The following is an 18,084-nucleotide window of genomic DNA, read 5'->3' as shown; positions in this document are numbered from 1 at the left end:
TAACGACTGATTGCGCGCCTGGGTAGCTTAGCGGTAAAGCGCGTCCTTGGTAAGGACGAGACCCCGAGTTCAAATCTCGGCCTAGGCTTCGACCTTTTCGTTCAGTAATCTCTTAGTAGAGGCCAAATTCACCGGTTTTAGGTTAGCAATTTTCCCGGCGCTTCCAGCCTTATTCACGCGCGGCTTTTTCGCGCGGTCAACGACACACACCGGCGTACGCTCACCTGTATCAAGACGACCGCTGAATCAACTCCAAGCGCACTCACTCTAACCACAATTGGCCTATGACTATCTCGGTAATTGGGGCCTGGCTCTTGGCCATCGCCTGTGCTCCCCGCTTAATAGGAACTATTCAAGCGGCTAGCACAGTAGTACGGAATGTTATTATGATTATTGTCCTCCTTTGAGGGGGTGTTCCTTATACAAGGGTCGTTAAAGATGTTCAACCCCTTCCGAAGGCTCTGACCAAGCCTTTGGATTTCAGCCCGCCAAAGCCTCGCTTCCCATGCCATCAAAGCCTGTTTTACCCACACACCTTTGCAATCTTCTTTTCAATAATGTGATATGAAACGAATGAAGCAGACTGACGAAACGCGTCAGTTCATATCGGCGATTCTCGAAGAAAGCGGGAGCGCGTCGACGGCGAAGATACGGCGGCGGACTGACCTTACAGAAGGACAGCTCCAACATCAGTTTAGAAAGCTTGAGCGTTATGGATTTATCGAGATAGACCGCTCAAGCGTTGAGAGTCAGAGCGGTTCTCGAATGAAAATTGCAGTTATTCCGGAGACAAAGCGTGAGGAAGCGGAAGCACTCCTGTCTCATAATAGAAAACCAGAGCGGACGAGTGTTGACATTGTGGAGCTCGCCAACGAGGTAGACAAGCTCACGACGACGATTGAAGAAATACAGGAATATATTGCAGAGGATATGTATAATAGTATTAAATTAAATAAGAAGCGAATAAATAAGCTAGAAGAACAACTTACAAATTAGCCTATTCTTTACTAGATTACTGGCTCTGTTGAAATCCTCAGTCACTGATAGTTTGTTGAGGCCGTGCTGAATACAGCGCGCTAGTCGGCCAGCCGCCGGTATTTTTCTCTCTACAATTATACGAATACTTATCATAATGCCTCTCCTCCATCATCCGAGTATGAATTCACGAGGACGAGACAGTCACGCAGGCCGTGTGTCACGTGCTATCATTAGCCGTCGAAAGCTACTGTCAGCGAGCGGTATCGTTGCGGTTGGTGGGCTGAGTGGGTGTCTGAATCGAGTGGCATCGTCCGTGGCGAACACGGGCGCATCGCCAGCAGCACCGTTCGCAGGCATCGGCACATACACTGGCCCCTCACCGACGAGTAGAGCCACTGTGTACAAACTGACCCCAACTGTAACCGCTGAATCGGGACCACTCTCCGGAGAGGTCGAACTCGAAGCATGGGTCACAGCACAATACATCGCAGCCACCTGCTGCTTTGACTACAACGAGGACACGGTTCATTCTGACCAAGCCAACTACAAAAACAGTCGGAGCAATAAGTCGAAGATTCGGTCGGATGGCGGCGGATTAGGTGACCATGATTTCAATGACATTAGGCCTGCGTTAGACTTGGAGAATACGCTTCTCTCTCAGACAACGGAGGCAGTATCCATCAGCAAGCGTAGTGCTCGAACTGGCCGGGGGACAAATTCAAACGACATAGATAAATATTTCGACAATATGAGGAGCAGTATAAATGAGATACAGGAGACGCTGGAAAGCTGCTCTGACGACGTGTGCGTAACCGTCCGAGAACACGCTGAGGGACAAAGAGAACTGACTCAGCAAGCGGCAACGCACGTTGACAACGGAGAATGGGACCACGCTGCCGAGGCCCTCCAAGAGATACAAGCAATTGTCGAGAGGGACATCGAACTACTCGAAAAGTCGTTACAGGACACCTCCGAACATGTCCTCGAAAACCCCCCGCTTCAGGACTTGACCGGAGCGAGTGACGAAGACATCGCCGCCCTGTACGAGTACCTCGCTGGAGCGCCAGTCATCAACGAGCAATTCACAATTACCGTGCCTGATGTCAGCCTCCCGGGAAGTGACGCAACACTCAAAAACGAGCTCACCCCGCGCCGCATCATCGAGTACGTAACAGGGCGAGCCGACGATAATGGGCGGCTCTACGCGTGGGGGCAAAACGATTACGAGGTAGGAAACGGAGGTGGGGAAACCAGTCCGCTTTACGAGGCCGAAAGGAGAGGAGGTGACAACCTGCTGAACAGAGGCCTCATCTCCGACGACACTTCGCTGTACAACTCGGACACGTTCCTCTCCGCCGTCTCTGGACCCGTTGACACGGGCATCCACCTCGAATCACACGTCGTTGACGGACGAGTAACGGTCAATCCGGTGAACGACCCACCGACGGCCACAAATAAGAAGACCTCGCTTGCGGTCAGCGCAGACGGGTCCTCGTCCGAACCAGCAGACTTCGACGACTGGGGGTCTGAGCTCGGAGAGGGTTCGACCACATCGACGCTGATGTGCCCGATTATGGTCGCGCCCCCAGAGTGCCCGCTTCCGTTCCCTGCGCTGTTGTATGTGAGCCGGTGTAAGAACGCTGACCAGTTCATCTACACAGGTGGTTGGGTCATCGATGACGGCAGCCTCTACGAGGATTCACTCACGCTCGTGGCAGTGCGAGAACCAACAGCAGTCATCGGTGTTGGCGCTGGTGACTTAGATGGAGACGGGTACGGTGACATGATGGCTCGTCGCCTGTCGGGTGACCGAGAGCGACGAGGGGCGAGACTGTTCGATGGGATGGTCTCAGACGCAGTTGCCGATGGGGTCCTCTCAGAAGCGGAAGGCGATGACCTACTGCTTCGAAAGAAGCCGGGGCGAAGGACCCAGCAAGAGGAGGGGGCTGCCGCTGATGTGCCTGTCACGATGGCCCAACAAGGTCGACTTCTCCACTTCACGGGAGTGAACACCTCGGACGACGTGAAGTTCAAAGCTGGAGCTGAGCTCTCGAAAAACGTGAATTAAACCGTCCGGCTCAGTGGCTCTCTCGTTGCTCGGCCTGTGATAGGTCACCGGCATGCCTCTTCACTGAGGATTGCCTCGGTACGAGTGAGACCGCTCCATACATCCTCTGTCTGTGTCACGCGGATTCTGTCAACTTCTAAGGGTTTCAACAGAGCCAGATTACTGGGTTTGTTAAGTAATCGATTATTCCGTGAGTAGAGGCCATACATAGCCGGTTAATCAAATAATCATCTGATTAATCAGGCTCATCATTATCGTTCCCAAGTCGACGGTGAATCCATCCAATTAGTGACCATCGCCATTCTGATACCGTATTGTCTTTCACATCTGCATCCTCAAGCGACGGGTCAGTCATATTTCTACAGAGTCGTTGTATGAACTTAGTTCTCAGGTCGCTCTATTGGATTTCTGTGGACGCTAGGAGCATGCGCTATTACATTGTGTCCGTTGAAAATTTGAGATACTACTATGTGGTATTGAAATGAAGGACTCTATCGAAACAGTTGTGATGACGTGTTACCTAGCGTATTTAAATCAAGAGTGGCTGAAGCCGAGATTGTGGTATAGAATCTCTGCTGACGAATAAAGAACGAATTCGTGTTTACGACTACGAACGGTAATCTTCTATCGGGACGAGGAAATCCGCATTATGCCTTCCATATTCAGGAATGACTCATAAGTTTCCTCAGGTACAACAAAGAACGTAACAATCAGTTCCATGATGTCCTCTGTATCGCAGAGAATCATAATTCCCTCAATCTCGTTCCTATCATGTGACACCACTCTACCAAAGAAAACCGATGGCTCTCCAGGGGTTATTCGTAGTATATTCTTTTCTTCGGCGTTCATAAATGAATAAAGTGAGTGTTGACCTGAAGTGACCTCGCCGTCCCATTCATGAACCGTTTTTCCTGCGTTAATTGCGATTGCTTTCGCCGCTTTTCGGGCTGTCTCTACCTTTTCTATTCCTATCATTGCAATTGTAAAGATGGCAACTAGTATATTAGTGGTTACTAGTTTTATCTGTCATTTTCTCGGGGAACGGGTATAGGTTGTCTGTGAAATAAACCGAGGGAGTCTATCCGTTCGATATAATGAGACAGTATCGAGAGTTCTAGTTATCCAGTTGACAGTATCCCCGCTGAAATATCTATTGTGGATACTATCAGAAATTAAGAAAAGTAATGCTGAACTTATCAAGATAGGATAGTGGGGCGCGGCACTCCCGGTCCCAAGACGAGATACAAACCTGAGGTTCTCAACCCAACAAGGACGGTCGATGTGGGAAACCACGCCGTTCACCGATAAAAAAAGGTCTCCTGACACATTTGGCCCAAGATAAATAAAGCCAAAACGATAGTGTGTGTATCCTTGGCTCCGTCTGATAGCTGTGTGAATAGAGCAACGACCCCCTGTCTAAGCACGGGATTCCTTCGCGAGCGCGTGATACCAGTCTTCCCTCTCAAGGATACGAGACAGGGTACTCGTGGAAGGAATTGCGGTCTGCTCTACGATAGACCGGAAAGATTCTCCAGCTTCCCGCATTTCTATAGCGGTTATCACCTCCCCAAAGTTGTCTCCGGGGACAAGGTGTTCTCTCTGTTCATCAAATTTAGTGCCGTACCTAGGTCTTCCTTGGTGAAACCCGGCATCAACTCGTTGTTGAATCTTTGTCCGAGCTCGCTGAATTTCTCGTCTCTTAGCGACATCATCGATGTAGGCTTGAATCATTTCGATAAGCCATGCTTCATCAGAGTTGAGCTCAATACGCGCTCTGTCGGTAGTTGTCCACAATTCAATGCCCCAGTCTCCGATGTCGTACATCAGCATTGACCGCTCTCGTTTGTCACGCGACAGACGGTCGCGGCCACGAACGATGAGTACGTCTGCGAGTCCGTCTTCCAGGTCTGTTTGCATCTGAAGATACTCTGGGCGTTCAGAGTCGAACCCAGACGCAAGTTCGCCATCATCATAGATACGCGTCAGGTTGAATCCCTGCTCGTCGGCAAGGTCGCGTATCTCTTGCTTCTGGTCGTCGATACTCGCGTCTGACTTCTGGGAGAGACGGGTATAGCCTATTGCAACCTCAGTCACCATCTTCATCCCTAATTACAGTCAGCTCAATTTTGTCCCGGGAGCTACCCATCGACCACTCCAGCTTATCACCCTGGTCGAGACTAAAGAACTCGGCCAGTTGCTTCGGAACTGATGTACTGTACTGTGTGATTGTTCGAGTCGACCCGTCCGGGTCAGTAATCTCTGAAGAGGTCTTTTGCACGGTTGATTTCGCCATGTCTTGTGTTGCACAACGTGTAGTCCAACTATTAACCTGCCTACACTCCGTTCCAGAAATCCCGATTTACAGAACACACCTACCAGCACAGTCAATTGGTCAACCAACCAATACAGAAGTATGACTAATCCCGACGACATCGATAACGACAGCAGCCAAATTACGGAGCATCCGCCACACACTGATATTGACCAATATATTGAGAATACCAACTTTCGAATTGAGCGAATGGGGTTCGATGGAGTCTGGATATGTGCGTACACGGACGACCCTGATGAGCCAGACCATCACTACGACCTTTACATCGCAGAAGATGATGGTATCCACATCACTCACCGGCAGGAAAACCCAGAATGAAAACCTGACTGATGAAGGGAGACTCTTCTCAAACTGAGAAGTTGGCGTCAACGCCCGGTGGATTCCTCTACTGGAGTCTGCTAGCTGGGGTGGTACTCTTGCTACTCAGCGTCCTCGTCGGCTGGGCGCTCTAGCGGAGACACCGGCACCGGAGGCTGTGAATACTATCGATATGTTGTTGCGAAGGTAGTGAAAACGCGTTTGACTGGACCTATCCTAATTCACGCCCAACACGCGAGAAGTTCGTATCCAGAATAGCGGCAAAGTGGATTTAAGCGTCTGCGAGGTAGTCCTCCCGTCGTTCCATCTATTCCTCCTTCGCCCCGGAGGTAGTACCTGTCTTTGCTGGGAATCTATTGAACATAGAGTTAGCCAGCCGGTATCTCCTTGTGAATGGCTTTGACCGCTTTCGAAGATTTGGACTATACTCCACGGCCTCGAATATAATCGTCGGTATCATCGATTAGTTTCCTAACTTTGTGTTCGTTCGGCCCCTGCTGATTCGCATGAGCACAGTCGTTTCTGATTTGGCCCAGCGTCTCAAGACTACTCAGTGTGGTACTGTTGATTTCATCCGCCTCATATAGAGTTTGAGCCAAACTCGCAATTCCATCATTATGTTCGTACCCAAGCTCCGCCTCATCGCACTCTATCTGAAGGTGCCGCTCCAGAGCTACACCGGCGAGCACTCCGGCCGCTCGCATGAGTTCCTCATCAAGGAGTTCCCGAGCTTGCTGTATCTCATCTTTCGAGAAAGTATCTGAGATTTGTTGACGAAGGCTTAGTTTTTCAGCTTCAACCTTCCCCGGTACTGCCTTGACTATATTCCGTTGCTCAGCAAAATAATCTGATGCGCTGTTCACGTACCTCTCCGGGTCAAATTTCGCATTCTTTTCCAATTTGATATATTTTTTCACGTCAGTACGCCGTCTCTCGAACTCTTCGGTTCGTTGAGGAAGATGCGTTGAAACGAGTTCTTCGGCTTGTGCGTACCAGGATTCGTATTCCTCTCTGAGCTCATCTTGGAGGTTCTTTGTTTCCCCTTCAGGGTCTTGCCAAATCTGCTTTGCATCTCCCCTTTGTGCGGCACCGACTGGGTGATTGCTACGAGTAAGTTCATAACCCTTCTCTGCCTCATGATAGAGCCGTTCAATCTTCGAAATGATATGTTCTGCATCTTCTTCTAATTGCTCAACGTATCGTTCAATTACGCCAACGGATGATTTCATGCGATATTGTGTGGCTCCTTTGACTGACCCGGAACTCAATCTTCCTCGCCGATGGCGTGTGATGTCGAATCCATCTCGGTGTGGCAATGAGGGCAACGAAACTCGTCGCTGTCCCCCCAATACGTGAACGCCCATTCACAGGCAGGACATTGAACCTGTGGTGCAGTATCACTACCAGAGGACAACGCGGCCCCGATAAGAGCGCCGACCAAGGCGGCTCCACCGGTTCCCACTGCGGCCACTCCAAGTAGCCCACCACCTATTGCGCCTGCCGCCTCATTCCCTTGAGCGTCCATCAGCTCTTCAATTCGTTCCTGAAGCTGAAGAGGCAACTCTGCCCTGTCGTAGACTACCAAAATGTCAAAATACGGGAAATTAATCTCGTAGCTATCGCCTTGCTCTTTGAATATCGCTGTCGGAATATTCTGGTCGCCAGCGATAGACGATTCAGCAATGAGCCAGGCGGGAGTGACTTTTTGTTCTCGGACCGTTGGTGTTGGGAAGACAAAGCAAGCGTCACACTCACTCATCTTCTGTTTGATTGCCTCACGGTCTGGTTCTTCTTCTGGTATGTTCTCCCATTCGTAAATCAGCGTGTCATACCCGACCAAATCCAGCGCACGGTCTATGCGGTCTACCAACTCCTCATCCCGACGAGAATGGGAAATGAAGACCTTTCCTGACATTATGTGTGTGTATTCTCTTTTTACGGAACAAAAAATCACGCTAACCGGGGTGAAAGTGGAACATGAGATGCTGGACTAATTCTTGTGTTCAAGTTGTAATTATTTATTGGTGACAGGTAAAATAAACAAGCCTCAATTTATCTACCACGACCGATGCCCTGCCATTGTGGACTATCTTCTTGGCACGAGTGACTCAGGGAAAATATTATAGGGCTTGGTTGCCACTATTCAGTAGCAAGGTACTAAGACTATGACCGAAAATGAGGAACCGGAGTTTCCTAGCTTCATTCCGGACCAGCAGGCTGTTTTTATTGGATGGATAGCTGACGAGGAGTCAGAAATGAACGGAATGCCTGCGTACTACATCCATTGGAGAGGGGGCCTGTTCGTCGGTACGTACAATGAACAGGATGAGCGGTTCAGTCCGCGCTACTCTCCCGGTACTGAGGGTGGGGCAATGTCTGAACAAGTTCACAAATTCAAGACCTCGACTCCTAACGTTGAACTCTCCCGTACTGGCCGTGCGCTTCATAACGCCTGGGCCTTACACGACTCCGATATGATTGGGATACAGCAGGCCCACGTACTCGCGTTACACAGGGCCAACTTCACCCGCAGTGAAATAGCTCAGATTCTGAACATTGAACCGAGTACAGTCGATTCACATCGGTACGATGCGACAGGAAAAGCGGACGCTGCGAAGACGTTCGTCGCACGTGTAAAGCAGATTGAGGAGAAAGGCGATTCTGATATCACACAGAACAGCGACGAAACGGCTCCAAACGCCCATTAAATGTATTTATTCCAGAAGTCAGAATCATTTATTAGAATAGTAGACGGATTTGAGCAATTGGGTGATAATCCCACACCATACACTCTACGAGGTGGCGGGGAAAACAAAAGTAACGCTGAGGCTATTCACGCAAACAGACCAGATGTTGACCAGCAGGAGGACGAGAGCTCAAATGAGCCAATCACTCTTGATGTAGACGCTTGGGAAGACGATATCTGGGAACTAGACTTTCCTCATGTAGATACGATTCCCCACTCAGAGCTCCTCAATCGAGCAATTCGAGTGCTTGAATATGCAGAGCAAAGTGGATATGTAAATGAATCTGAGCTGGATGGAGGTATTGATGAGGAGAATGTGATGGGGTATTTTGACCCAGTCCCGAAGCGAGTCGTCATAGATACTGACTCCGATGACTTCTTAGGAGCGAGAAAGGGGCCGACAGTCGCACACGAGCTTGGGCATGCCTTCGATATAGGTGTTGGACAAAAGAGTGAGAGAGCGGGCTTCGACGAAACAAAGGAGAGCGTATTCGACACAGACGGTGGTCATGAGGATGCCATTCGGCTATCTGAGCGGTTGAGAGGAACAATACCAGAAGGCGAGGGAGAGTATTCGTCATATCGACTGAGCGAAGAGGAGCTCCTTGCGGACGCATTTGCTCTGATGATTTTAGAGCCGAAGGCCGCTGAGCGGGTGGGCCCAAGGGCAGTAGCATGTCTCAAATCCTATCTTAGTGCCGTTACGGAAAATATTCTTACCTGAGTCTATTTCTACAAATCTCACCGTCATTACCCTACTCACCAGTCATCTCTCTACGCTTTTCATGATACTCAGAGGTGTTCGTGCAACCAGTCGTTCCCACTATCATTGATACCCCACGAAGCCCAACTGCCGGACAAACGAGTAACGAGTAGCTCGTCGTTTGAGTCGAGATGTGGGCTTAATTCGTCCACAATCTTTGATGCGGTGCTAGACGTGTCGACTAGCCATGTTGATTCGAGGTGGTGCCACCAAGCACCGAAATCCTTGATTTCTTCATGTAATTCTTCGTAGTCCTGTCCTGGGTCGTGGAGGTCGTAGCTGATTGAGTAAACAGTCATAGATTATTGGTGAACACAAATCTGGATAAAACTCGTGAAACCATGGCGAAAGTAAACAATCCTAGAGTTTGAGACAACTTTTTACCGAGTATCAATGATTAATCGCCCTTCTCAATACGTTCAAACGCAGCGATTGTTGAAGCGGCGAGCCCCTGTGTATCGCTCCACTCGAATAGACGGTTGTCAGCTCTCAGTTCATCAAATAAGCCTGAGGCTTGCATCGCAGAATAGTGTGAGTGCTCCTCTTTTTTAGAGGCATATTGACGCTTCAAAAGGTGTGTTTTCCGAACGTAGTCTTCGTGTGTGGCGATAATTCCCTGTTCAAACATAAACCCGCCTTGGTCGTTCTCGGCGACTCCCACAATCGAATCAGAGATATCCGCTAACAGACGGAATTTTATACCCAGATTAATCCATATATCGTCTCCAGGAACGTCGTCCATTAGAAAGACACGTGCTCGACTGGAACACCGGTTTCGGTACTCATCTCTTAGAATCTCTTGAACTGTCTCAAGATATTGCTTCTCACCGTCGCCGTAGCTCCCAAGAACGAATATCTTGTACTCATTATCCATCAAGGGCAGTAGATGTTGGCTGATAGCGGTTCTCACGTTAATCATTTCTTCACGCGTGATATCGCGACTAAGATAGGATTGAGTAACCCTTTGAATTAGAGCGAGTGAGGGATTGTCGGCCGAGGGCATTTGTTCAATCGAATTGTAAGGTAGCACTCAACTAAAAGGTTCCGACCAGTATGGTCTAGACCAAATCGGTCGTTACCTATTTAACCATCCGATAATAATGTTCTCCTGTCTAAGCCCATGATGGACACTAACTCCTGTCAAAAGTCGGCGTCAGAGAAGCTCAAGAGCACGAAAACCGACAAAATGATACTATGAAATAGGGTCACCTCATCTGGCGTGTACTACGAAATCGTAGTAGCCTATAGAGTAGGCTGCGGCCTGTGATAATCAATAAAATGACACAAAAAACATCAAAAAGAAAGTCGGACTGGGAACAAAGCGGCGCTCCGGAAATTAACGAGTACGAGGAGAAGCGGGAGCTACTACACGAAATAACTCAGGATACACGGTTCGATTTGATTCAGACGATTCTGATGCATCCTGACCAACTACCATCGCTCAACGAGGTTGAATACATGCACCCGGATAGAAGCAAAGCAACGCTTCGTGAGCACCTCGAAAAGCTTTGCTCGTTAGGGATTGTAGATAAACTCAAGCTTCCAAAAGAGAGGCAAACAAGGGACTCTCCCAAAGTGTTCTATGGGATTAGCGACCAAGGTAGAGATATTCTATCCGAATTTGGACTCTTAGACGTTGAAAACACTCTACAATACCTCTATGAGAATATGGAGAAGTCGGATAAAATCAAACGCTATGAGGATGCTCCGAGACCTTCTCGGGATTAGTTACGAATAGCTCCTGTTTTACACAGGCGTAACACCCCCACCTAGCGTGAGACGGTTTTTACGGTACACCGTAGAAGATAACACCCCTGGGAGTATGGTGACAGTATGACCCTCTCCCTACAGGAACTCGATTCACACCTTTTCAAGTGCGCGGACATAATCCGTGACGCAGTCGACCCAACTGACTACAAGGAATTCATTCTCCCACTCGTCTACTACAAGGCAGTCTCGGATGAGTTTGAGAAGCAGTACGAAGAGAACGTCGAGAAGTACGGTGACGAGGAACTCGCACGTCGTCCGAACCTCTACGACGTACCGGTCGTCCCCGAAGGATATCTATGGGATGACCTGCGCGCAGTCAGCGACAACGTGGACCAGGCACTGAACGAAGCGTTCGATGCCGTTACCGACGAGAATCCGGAGCTTCAGGGAGTGTTCCGTGCGGACTATATCGACGCTGACGCGCTTGACGATGACCGCCTGGGACGGCTCGTCGAACACCTCTCTACACACGACCTCGACCGCGACAGTATTCCACCGGACATGCTCGGAGAGGCGTACATGGACCTAGTGCGTCAATTTGCAGAAGAAGAGGGTAAGTCCGGTGGACAGTTCTTTACGCCACCTCACATCGTCAATCTCTGCGTTCGGCTCATCGACGAGTTCGAGGATGGGATGACATTCCACGACCCGACTGTCGGCTCTGGTGGGATGCTCATCGAGGCCGCACGATACTATCGGGAGGAGCAAGGTGGCGACTCCACGAAGATGACCTTCACCGGCCAAGAGGTTAATCCGGACATCGCTGCGATTGCGAAAATGAACCTCTCCATTCACGGGTTGGATGGGGAGATTGAGCGTGAAGACTCCCTTTCGAAGCCTGCGTTCACTAACGAGGAGAGTAACGAACTCACGCGCTTCGACCGTGTGCTGGCAAACTTCCCATTCTCCGCTGACTGGGACAAAGACGGTCTTCAGGATGACCCCTACGAACGCTTCAACTGGCACGAGAAATTGCCGCGTGCCGACCGAGGCGACTACGCCTTCATCATGCACATGGCGAAGCAGCTCAGGCGTCCCGAGCGCGATGAGGCGGGGGGCAAGGCTGCTATCGTTATTCCCCACGGCGTACTGTTTCGTAAGCACGAGGGGCGCTATCGGACGCATATGCTTGAAGAGGATATGGTGGAGGCCATCGTTGGACTCCCCGAAAATCTGTTCCAGAACAACTCGATTCCCTCCGCCATTCTCGTGTTGAATACGAACAAGCCTGCTGAGCGTGAGGACGAAGTACAGTTTATCCACGCTGCAGACGAGGCGTTCTACGAGGAGTTGTCGAACCAGAACGAACTCACCAGAGACGGACTCGACCACATCGTTGGGAACTTTCGCGAATGGACGACGGAGGAGCGCGTGAGCCGCACGGTGTCACTTGATGAAATTCGAGAGAATGACTACAACCTCAATATCGCACTATACGTCGATACAACGGAGCCTGAGGAAGATATCGACGTAGGAAAGGAACTGGCGAAGTTACGCGAGTTACAGGACAAACGGGGGGAGATTGAGGAGACAATGAGCCAGCATATGGAGGCGCTGAGTTATGAGTGAGCAAATTGACCTCACGGATTACACAGATTCTGATGCCGAAGAGGGTTCTGCGTGGGTTGAGAAACGCCTCGGTGATGTTTTTGACTCAATCTACAGCGGTGGTACCCCAAAAAAAGGAGTAGATGGGTATTACGGTGGGAATATACCGTTTGTCAAAATTGAAGACTTAAACGAGCAACAAGGTGACGGTGTTACAACGGCTAAGGACTTTATCACCGAGCAAGCACTCGATGAAACAAGTACGAGAGCGTTCGATTCGGGAACGCTTCTAATGACTATCTACGGAAGTCTCGCTGAAACAGCAATAGTTCACAGCCGTGTGGCGACAAATCAGGGAATTCTTGGACTCTGGGATGCTGACGAGGATAACGTACTCTACCTCCGCTATGCAATAGACAATACGCAGCCAAAATTAGCGAGTCTAAGCCGTCAAACAACTCAGGCGAACTTAGGAAAGGGAATTGTAAAGAAACATAAAATCCCAACACCACCCCTCTCCGAACAGCGCAAAATCGCCACCGTACTCTACACAGCTGACCAGGCGATTGAGAAGACTAAAGAAATTATTGAGCAAACTCACTCTGTCAAGAAGGCGTTAATTCAGGACCTATTTCATGGGCGTCACAAGAATTTTGAAGACAATCAGTCAACGCCAGTCGGTGAAATACCTCCACATTGGTCGGTCGCGAGCATTGGCGATGTGGTTCACACAGCGCAGTACGGCATTTCAGAAAGTTTGTCTGAGGAAGGTCAGTACCCCATCTTTCGGATGAACAATATAGAGAACGGGAAGATGGTCGACGAGCCTCTGAAATATATCGACCTTGATGACGACGAGTTTGAAAAATACCGAGTTGAGAAGGGGGATATTCTATTCAATAGAACAAACAGTCTCGAACTTGTAGGGAAAACTGGCATCTACGAACTTGAAGGCGACCACGTCTTCGCATCTTACCTTGTCCGACTACAAACAAACACAAAGGCTGACTCTCATTATTTGAACTATTACATGAATTCTTCAGAGGCACAAAACAGGATGATGGATTTTGCCACGAAGGGGGTCAGCCAAGCAAATATTAACGCCAACAGTATTCAGCAAGTAAAGCTTCCACTCCCACCTATTGAGGAACAAAAGGAGATTGTAGACCGACTCAGTAGTATTGACTCGCAAATTGAGACGAATGAGCAGTATAAGTCTCAACTCAAGCGTCTCAAGCGTGGTCTAATGCAAGACCTCCTCTCGGGAACAGTCCGAACAACCGACACTAACATAGAGGTTCCCGAGAAAATCGCACAGTATGGTTAGTCTCCCGTCCGAGGGGGGCGTCGAACGCTCACTTCTCTCGTGGCTCGACGGCGTCGGATGGGAGACACATGGATTGGACGGCGGGCGGGGTGCTGGCGTCCTCGATGAAGCCTACGAACGGAGCAACCGCGAAGTCGTCTACTGGAACCTCCTCGCCGAGCAGGTCGTCGCGTTGAATGATAACGTGACCGAGAAGAACGTGGACAAGTTTGTCTCCTCGCTCAAGCGCGACCTCGACGTGGAACATCTGATGGACGGTAACCGCGCGTTTCATCGGTTACTCACAAAGGGGAAGTCGTTCAATATCCAGCGCGATGACGGGGCGAGCGACACAATCTACGTTGACCTCATTGACCACGAGAACCCCGAGAACAATCGCTTCCACGCGGTGAATCAGTTCTCCGTCTCCCGCGAGACTACCATTCGCCCGGACGTGACCCTGTTCGTCAACGGGATTCCGCTCGTGACGATGGAACTGAAAAGCGTCGCGCAGGATAACGACTGGCACGACGCGGTGAGCGACCTAGTGGCCTACGAGGAGGACGTACCGCGCTTGTTCGTCCCCGGTCTGTTCAACGTCGCCGCCGATACGATGGAACTGCGGTATGGGGCGGTCGGCGCTCCTCGTGAGTTCTATGAGCCATGGAACGACGCTCCGGAGGAGTTCGCGGATGACAACGCGACGAGGCAGGCCATCAAGGCTCTCTGTAATCCCGCGACACTTCTCGACCTGCTCAAGCACTTCGTGTTTTACGAACAGCAAGCCGGTGGCGACGCGAAAATCGTCCCGAGATATATGCAGTACTACGCGGTGAATAGTATTCTCGACCGCGTCGCGGAGAGCGAATACGACCGAGGACTCATCTGGCATACACAAGGGTCGGGGAAGTCTTTCACGATGCTCTATGCCGCTGAGAACCTTCTCTCGCGTCCTGAGGTCACGCGCAACCCGCAGGTGTTCATCATCGTGGACACCGATAAGCTCAATTCGCAGATGCGCGACCAACTGGCGAACCTCTCCTTGGAGCAGTGGACGGAGGCCGAAAGCATCGACCCCCTCCAACGGCTTATCGAGGAGGGCAGCAGTCAACTCGTCCTAACGACCATCCAGAAGTTCGAGGACGTTGACCCCGGCGTACAGGGGAACGACGAGGTCATCGTAATGTCAGACGAGGCACACCGGTTCATGGAGGCCGACCTCGGAAGTCGTCTCGACGCGGCTCTCCCCGACTGTACGCATTTCGGATTCACTGGAACTCCCGTTCGCGAGGGCGAACGCCATGAAGACCGCAACACGTTCCGCGAGTTCTCCCCCGAGGGTGAGGACTACCTCCACCGCTACACGGTCAAGCAGGGGATTGACGACGGCCTGATTCTACCTGTGTACTTCACACTTCGGCACGAAATGGAGTGGGAGATTGACGAGGCGGGACTCGATGAGGAGTTCGAGCAGGAGTTCCGCGGGATGACGACCGACCAGAAACGCGAGGCCATCCGCGAGAACGCCACGGCGAGGACGCTCGCGGAACTCGAACCGCGTGTTGACCGCGCCGTGGAAGAAATCGACGCGCATTACGACGACCACGTCGCGCCGAACGACTGGAAAGGGATGGTCGTGACTCCGAGTCGCCGGTCCGCGGCGATGTACGGCGAGCGTCTCCGCCAGCGGCGGGGCGACGAGGAGGTGGAAGTTCTCTATACTGCTACGAAGGATGATTCCGACCTCATCGAGCAGTTCCACACCGACTCTGAGGAACGTGACAGCATTGTCAAGGCGTTTAAGCAGGAGTCGAACCCGAAACTCCTCGTCGTTCACAATATGCTCCTGACGGGGTTCGACGCCCCGATTCTGAAGACTATGTATCTCGACCGGAACCTCAAGAACCACAATTTAATGCAGGCCATCGCTCGGACGAACCGGCCTGCCGCAGGTAAGGAGAATGGCGAGATTGTGGACTTCCAGGGTGTCTTCGAGAACATCGACGAGGCACTTGACTACGACGCCGAGACGAAAGCGTACGCCGCCCGTGACAAGGACGAGCTATACGACGACCTCGTGGAGCAAATTGAACGGGTGATGGACATTTTCGACGGGATTCCGAAGGACGACACACAGGAGGCGACCTACGACGCCGTTGAGCGCGTGAGTACCCATCCTGAACGCCGCGAGTTCAAACAGCAGTTCCGCCGACTCCAGAATCTCTACGAAGCGGTCGCCCCGGACGGTCGGCTGGTGAGTGAGGGCATTGAGCGCGACTACAAGTGGCTGAGTCGGATTCACGTCGCGTTCAAGCGCACCACCTCGGGAGAGGACGACCCCGAGGAGGAGATGCGAGAAAAGACACGGGAGATAATCAACGACCACGTTGAGATTGGCGAAATCAAACGGGACTTCCCGACATACAAACTCGGGGAGGAGTTCCTTGAAGAGGTAGAGGGACTCGACAACCCCGGCGTGAAAGCCTCTCAGATTGCCCACGCCACCCGCGAGCATCTTCACCCGCGAGAGAATCAGAACCCACGGTACAAGCGACTGAGTGAGCGCGTCACCGACATTGTTGAACGGTGGCACGGCGAACAGATAGGCGACCCTGAGGCGGTGGAGGCGTTGAAATCGGTGGAGGAGGAAGTGTTGAAGGTTGAGAAGGAAGCCGATGAGCAAGGGATGGACGCCGCTGAGTTCGCTATCTACACGCACTTGACCGAGGAGACGCCCGAGACCATAGAGTCCGATGAGCAGGCGGAGGCTGTCGCAGAGGAGATTGTGACGCAGTTCCGCGAGCGTGTTGACCGTGACTATCCCGGCTGGAGAACAAATCGACAGACCATCGCTGAAATTGAGCGACTCTTGCTGGACGTGCTGGTGGTAGAGAACGACCTTGGCCACCTCATCAGAGACAATGACGAGTTTGTTGACGCCGTACGGGATTACCTGGTTCAGAACGATGGCTAAACCGCAACGACGGATGATTGACTTGCTGGGTGACTCCGTGGAGTTCGAAGTCCGGCGGAGTTCAGCTGCGAGCAAGCCGCGAATCGATGTGGATATACACGGTGTGACGGTTGTTATTCCTCAAAACGAGGATATACAGCCAAGCAAAATTCTTAGGGAAAACGCAGCGTGGGTGGTAGACAAGCAACGAAGTTATGAGGCTTATCGAGAGCAAATCCCCGACCGGACGTTTGAGGTTGGTGAGTCCTTTCCCCTTCTCGGCAAGGACCGTGAATTGGTCATAGAATCACGCACAAAAAATGGTGTAGACGAGGATACGATTCGCCTTCGCGAGAGTGCAGTCAAGCAGTCGTCGGTCAAGCAAGTTCTCGAAAATTTCTATCGGCGTCAGGCACGGGACTTCTTTACCAATCGTATCGAGCAATATGCCGAGCGCATGGATGTTGAGTACGATAAAATCGAAGTCCGGAATCAACGAACGAAGTGGGGAAGTTGCTCAACGACGGGAACACTTGGGCTCAACTGGCGATTGCTGATGGCACCACCTGATGTTGCGGAATACGTGGTCATTCATGAACTCGCGCATCTCCGTGAGCAAAACCATACAGACGAATTTTGGTCCTACGTTGAGGAATATGACTCCTCATACAAAGAACACAATCGGTGGCTCAAAGAGAATAGCGTACAACTCATCTTCACTCCTGATGATTTGTAGAATGTAGTAGCTGAAGTAATGATTTCAGCAGAGCCGGTTTCTCTTTTTGCGCCTCCAGAGCGCCACGGTCCGGGTGCTCTCTTCCTCCAGCAACACACCTTGCCATAGTAATAATAGGGGTGATTGGAGCTGTAAGGGGGTGGGGGTATACCCCTCCCCCCCCTCACTACGGCTTTACCCTTATACAGCAGTGGAGCGCAGAAGTAGTCTTACCATACAGTAGCAATCATATTTTTCACTAAAGCTTCCACGTATATCGATTTGAATATGACAGGGGCGAGGGAAAGTATATGTACGGACAGCACCTAATAGAATATACATGAATGAGTATACGACTGTGTCAATTGCCCCAAAAATCTCAGAGGAAATAGACATCCTTTGTGAGGACTTTTTCGTTGACGGTGTCACCGCTACGAAGAAGTCCGTGGTTGAGGCACTTGTCGCTGAGAAGCTCATGGAGCGTGAGCTCTAGAGCGTTTGAGTGAGAGATGGACCGGGTGTTGGTCCACCCGGAACATAGTCCGAGTCCCCATGGTCTGACAACAACAGCCTGGGACTAAGCGTAT

17 protein-coding genes and 1 tRNA gene are annotated in these 18,084 nt (G+C 51.0%); 12 read left to right on the top strand and 6 right to left on the bottom strand.

Features of this window, described 5'->3' with window-relative positions; translation table 11 throughout:
* Nucleotides 1-16 precede the first annotated feature (16 nt).
* The 3 genes from C463_RS04830 (at nt 17) to C463_RS19565 (ending at nt 3,046) form a co-directional block, all read left to right on the top strand.
* A tRNA-Thr gene (locus C463_RS04830) sits at nt 17-88 on the top strand.
* Nucleotides 89-564: 476 nt separating this feature from the next.
* Nucleotides 565-996 carry a helix-turn-helix transcriptional regulator gene (locus C463_RS04825; protein ID WP_137695694.1) on the top strand — a complete coding sequence of 144 codons (432 nt, stop codon included), beginning with the start codon at nt 565-567 and terminating at the stop codon, nt 994-996.
* A 379-nt stretch (nt 997-1,375) separates the two neighbouring features.
* Entirely contained in the window at nt 1,376-3,046 is a 1,671-nt protein-coding gene (locus C463_RS19565) for a hypothetical protein (RefSeq protein WP_239638852.1), read from the top strand.
* Nucleotides 3,047-3,670: 624 nt separating this feature from the next.
* Here the strand turns inward: C463_RS19565 and C463_RS18450 are convergent.
* Together C463_RS18450 and C463_RS04815 are read right to left on the bottom strand one after the other, a co-directional pair.
* Nucleotides 3,671-4,021, bottom strand: coding sequence for a hypothetical protein (locus C463_RS18450; RefSeq protein ID WP_137695674.1), 351 nt, complete (start codon nt 4,019-4,021; stop codon nt 3,671-3,673).
* Nucleotides 4,022-4,462: 441 nt separating this feature from the next.
* The gene (locus tag C463_RS04815) at nt 4,463-5,143 is read right to left on the bottom strand and encodes a recombinase family protein (RefSeq protein WP_158294488.1); all 681 of its coding nucleotides are present in this window, start codon (nt 5,141-5,143) and stop codon (nt 4,463-4,465) included.
* A 316-nt stretch (nt 5,144-5,459) separates the two neighbouring features.
* Here C463_RS04815 and C463_RS04810 point away from each other — a divergent pair, with 316 nt between their 5' ends.
* Complete coding sequence (locus C463_RS04810; RefSeq protein ID WP_008441568.1) at nt 5,460-5,696, top strand: hypothetical protein; 237 nt, start codon at nt 5,460-5,462, stop codon at nt 5,694-5,696.
* Nucleotides 5,697-6,118: 422 nt separating this feature from the next.
* Here the strand turns inward: C463_RS04810 and C463_RS18445 are convergent, their stop codons facing one another.
* Nucleotides 6,119-6,925 (bottom strand): hypothetical protein, encoded by an 807-nt coding sequence (locus C463_RS18445; protein WP_137695675.1) that lies wholly within the window; start codon nt 6,923-6,925, stop codon nt 6,119-6,121.
* 35 nt (nt 6,926-6,960) lie between these two features.
* Nucleotides 6,961-7,611: a TIR domain-containing protein gene (locus C463_RS04800; RefSeq protein ID WP_008441560.1), complete on the bottom strand. Its 651-nt coding sequence runs from the start codon at nt 7,609-7,611 to the stop codon at nt 6,961-6,963.
* 250 nt (nt 7,612-7,861) lie between these two features.
* Here C463_RS04800 and C463_RS04795 point away from each other — a divergent pair, with 250 nt between their 5' ends.
* Nucleotides 7,862-8,404 carry a helix-turn-helix transcriptional regulator gene (locus C463_RS04795; protein WP_008441559.1) on the top strand — a complete coding sequence of 181 codons (543 nt, stop codon included), beginning with the start codon at nt 7,862-7,864 and terminating at the stop codon, nt 8,402-8,404.
* Nucleotides 8,405-9,166: a hypothetical protein gene (locus C463_RS18440; protein WP_137695676.1), complete on the top strand. Its 762-nt coding sequence runs from the start codon at nt 8,405-8,407 to the stop codon at nt 9,164-9,166.
* Between the two features lie 68 nt (nt 9,167-9,234).
* On the opposite strand, the gene C463_RS04790 is transcribed toward C463_RS18440, so the two are convergent.
* Both C463_RS04790 and C463_RS04785 read right to left on the bottom strand, forming a co-directional pair.
* The gene (locus tag C463_RS04790) at nt 9,235-9,504 is read right to left on the bottom strand and encodes a hypothetical protein (protein WP_049905544.1); all 270 of its coding nucleotides are present in this window, start codon (nt 9,502-9,504) and stop codon (nt 9,235-9,237) included.
* A 98-nt stretch (nt 9,505-9,602) separates the two neighbouring features.
* Nucleotides 9,603-10,079, bottom strand: coding sequence for a hypothetical protein (locus C463_RS04785; protein WP_137695677.1), 477 nt, complete (start codon nt 10,077-10,079; stop codon nt 9,603-9,605).
* 389 nt (nt 10,080-10,468) lie between these two features.
* Here C463_RS04785 and C463_RS17465 point away from each other — a divergent pair, with 389 nt between their 5' ends.
* The 6 genes from C463_RS17465 to C463_RS18955 all read left to right on the top strand — a co-directional run bounded on the left by C463_RS17465 (nt 10,469) and on the right by C463_RS18955 (nt 17,990).
* A complete protein-coding gene (locus C463_RS17465; protein ID WP_239638851.1) occupies nt 10,469-10,933 on the top strand; it encodes a transcriptional regulator in 465 nt (154 codons plus the stop codon).
* Nucleotides 10,934-11,038: 105 nt separating this feature from the next.
* Entirely contained in the window at nt 11,039-12,544 is a 1,506-nt protein-coding gene (locus C463_RS04780) for a type I restriction-modification system subunit M (protein ID WP_008441556.1), read from the top strand.
* Nucleotides 12,537-13,850, top strand: coding sequence for a restriction endonuclease subunit S (locus C463_RS17460; protein WP_080510767.1), 1,314 nt, complete (start codon nt 12,537-12,539; stop codon nt 13,848-13,850). The genes C463_RS04780 and C463_RS17460 overlap by 8 nt, the downstream gene beginning before the upstream one ends.
* Complete coding sequence (locus C463_RS04770; RefSeq protein WP_008441553.1) at nt 13,843-16,803, top strand: type I restriction endonuclease subunit R; 2,961 nt, start codon at nt 13,843-13,845, stop codon at nt 16,801-16,803. Before C463_RS17460 ends, C463_RS04770 begins: the two co-directional genes overlap by 8 nt.
* Nucleotides 16,796-17,518: a M48 family metallopeptidase gene (locus C463_RS04765; RefSeq protein ID WP_049905540.1), complete on the top strand. Its 723-nt coding sequence runs from the start codon at nt 16,796-16,798 to the stop codon at nt 17,516-17,518. The genes C463_RS04770 and C463_RS04765 overlap by 8 nt, the downstream gene beginning before the upstream one ends.
* Before the next feature lie 319 nt (nt 17,519-17,837).
* Complete coding sequence (locus C463_RS18955) at nt 17,838-17,990, top strand: hypothetical protein (RefSeq protein WP_158294489.1); 153 nt, start codon at nt 17,838-17,840, stop codon at nt 17,988-17,990.
* Nucleotides 17,991-18,084: the final 94 nt, after the last annotated feature.

It is taken from the genome of Halorubrum californiense DSM 19288 (genome assembly GCF_000336875.1).
In the GTDB taxonomy this organism is placed as follows: domain Archaea; phylum Halobacteriota; class Halobacteria; order Halobacteriales; family Haloferacaceae; genus Halorubrum; species Halorubrum californiense.
The sequence above is the reverse complement of the archived record's forward strand: the minus strand, read 5'-3'. Positions and strand labels throughout refer to the sequence as shown.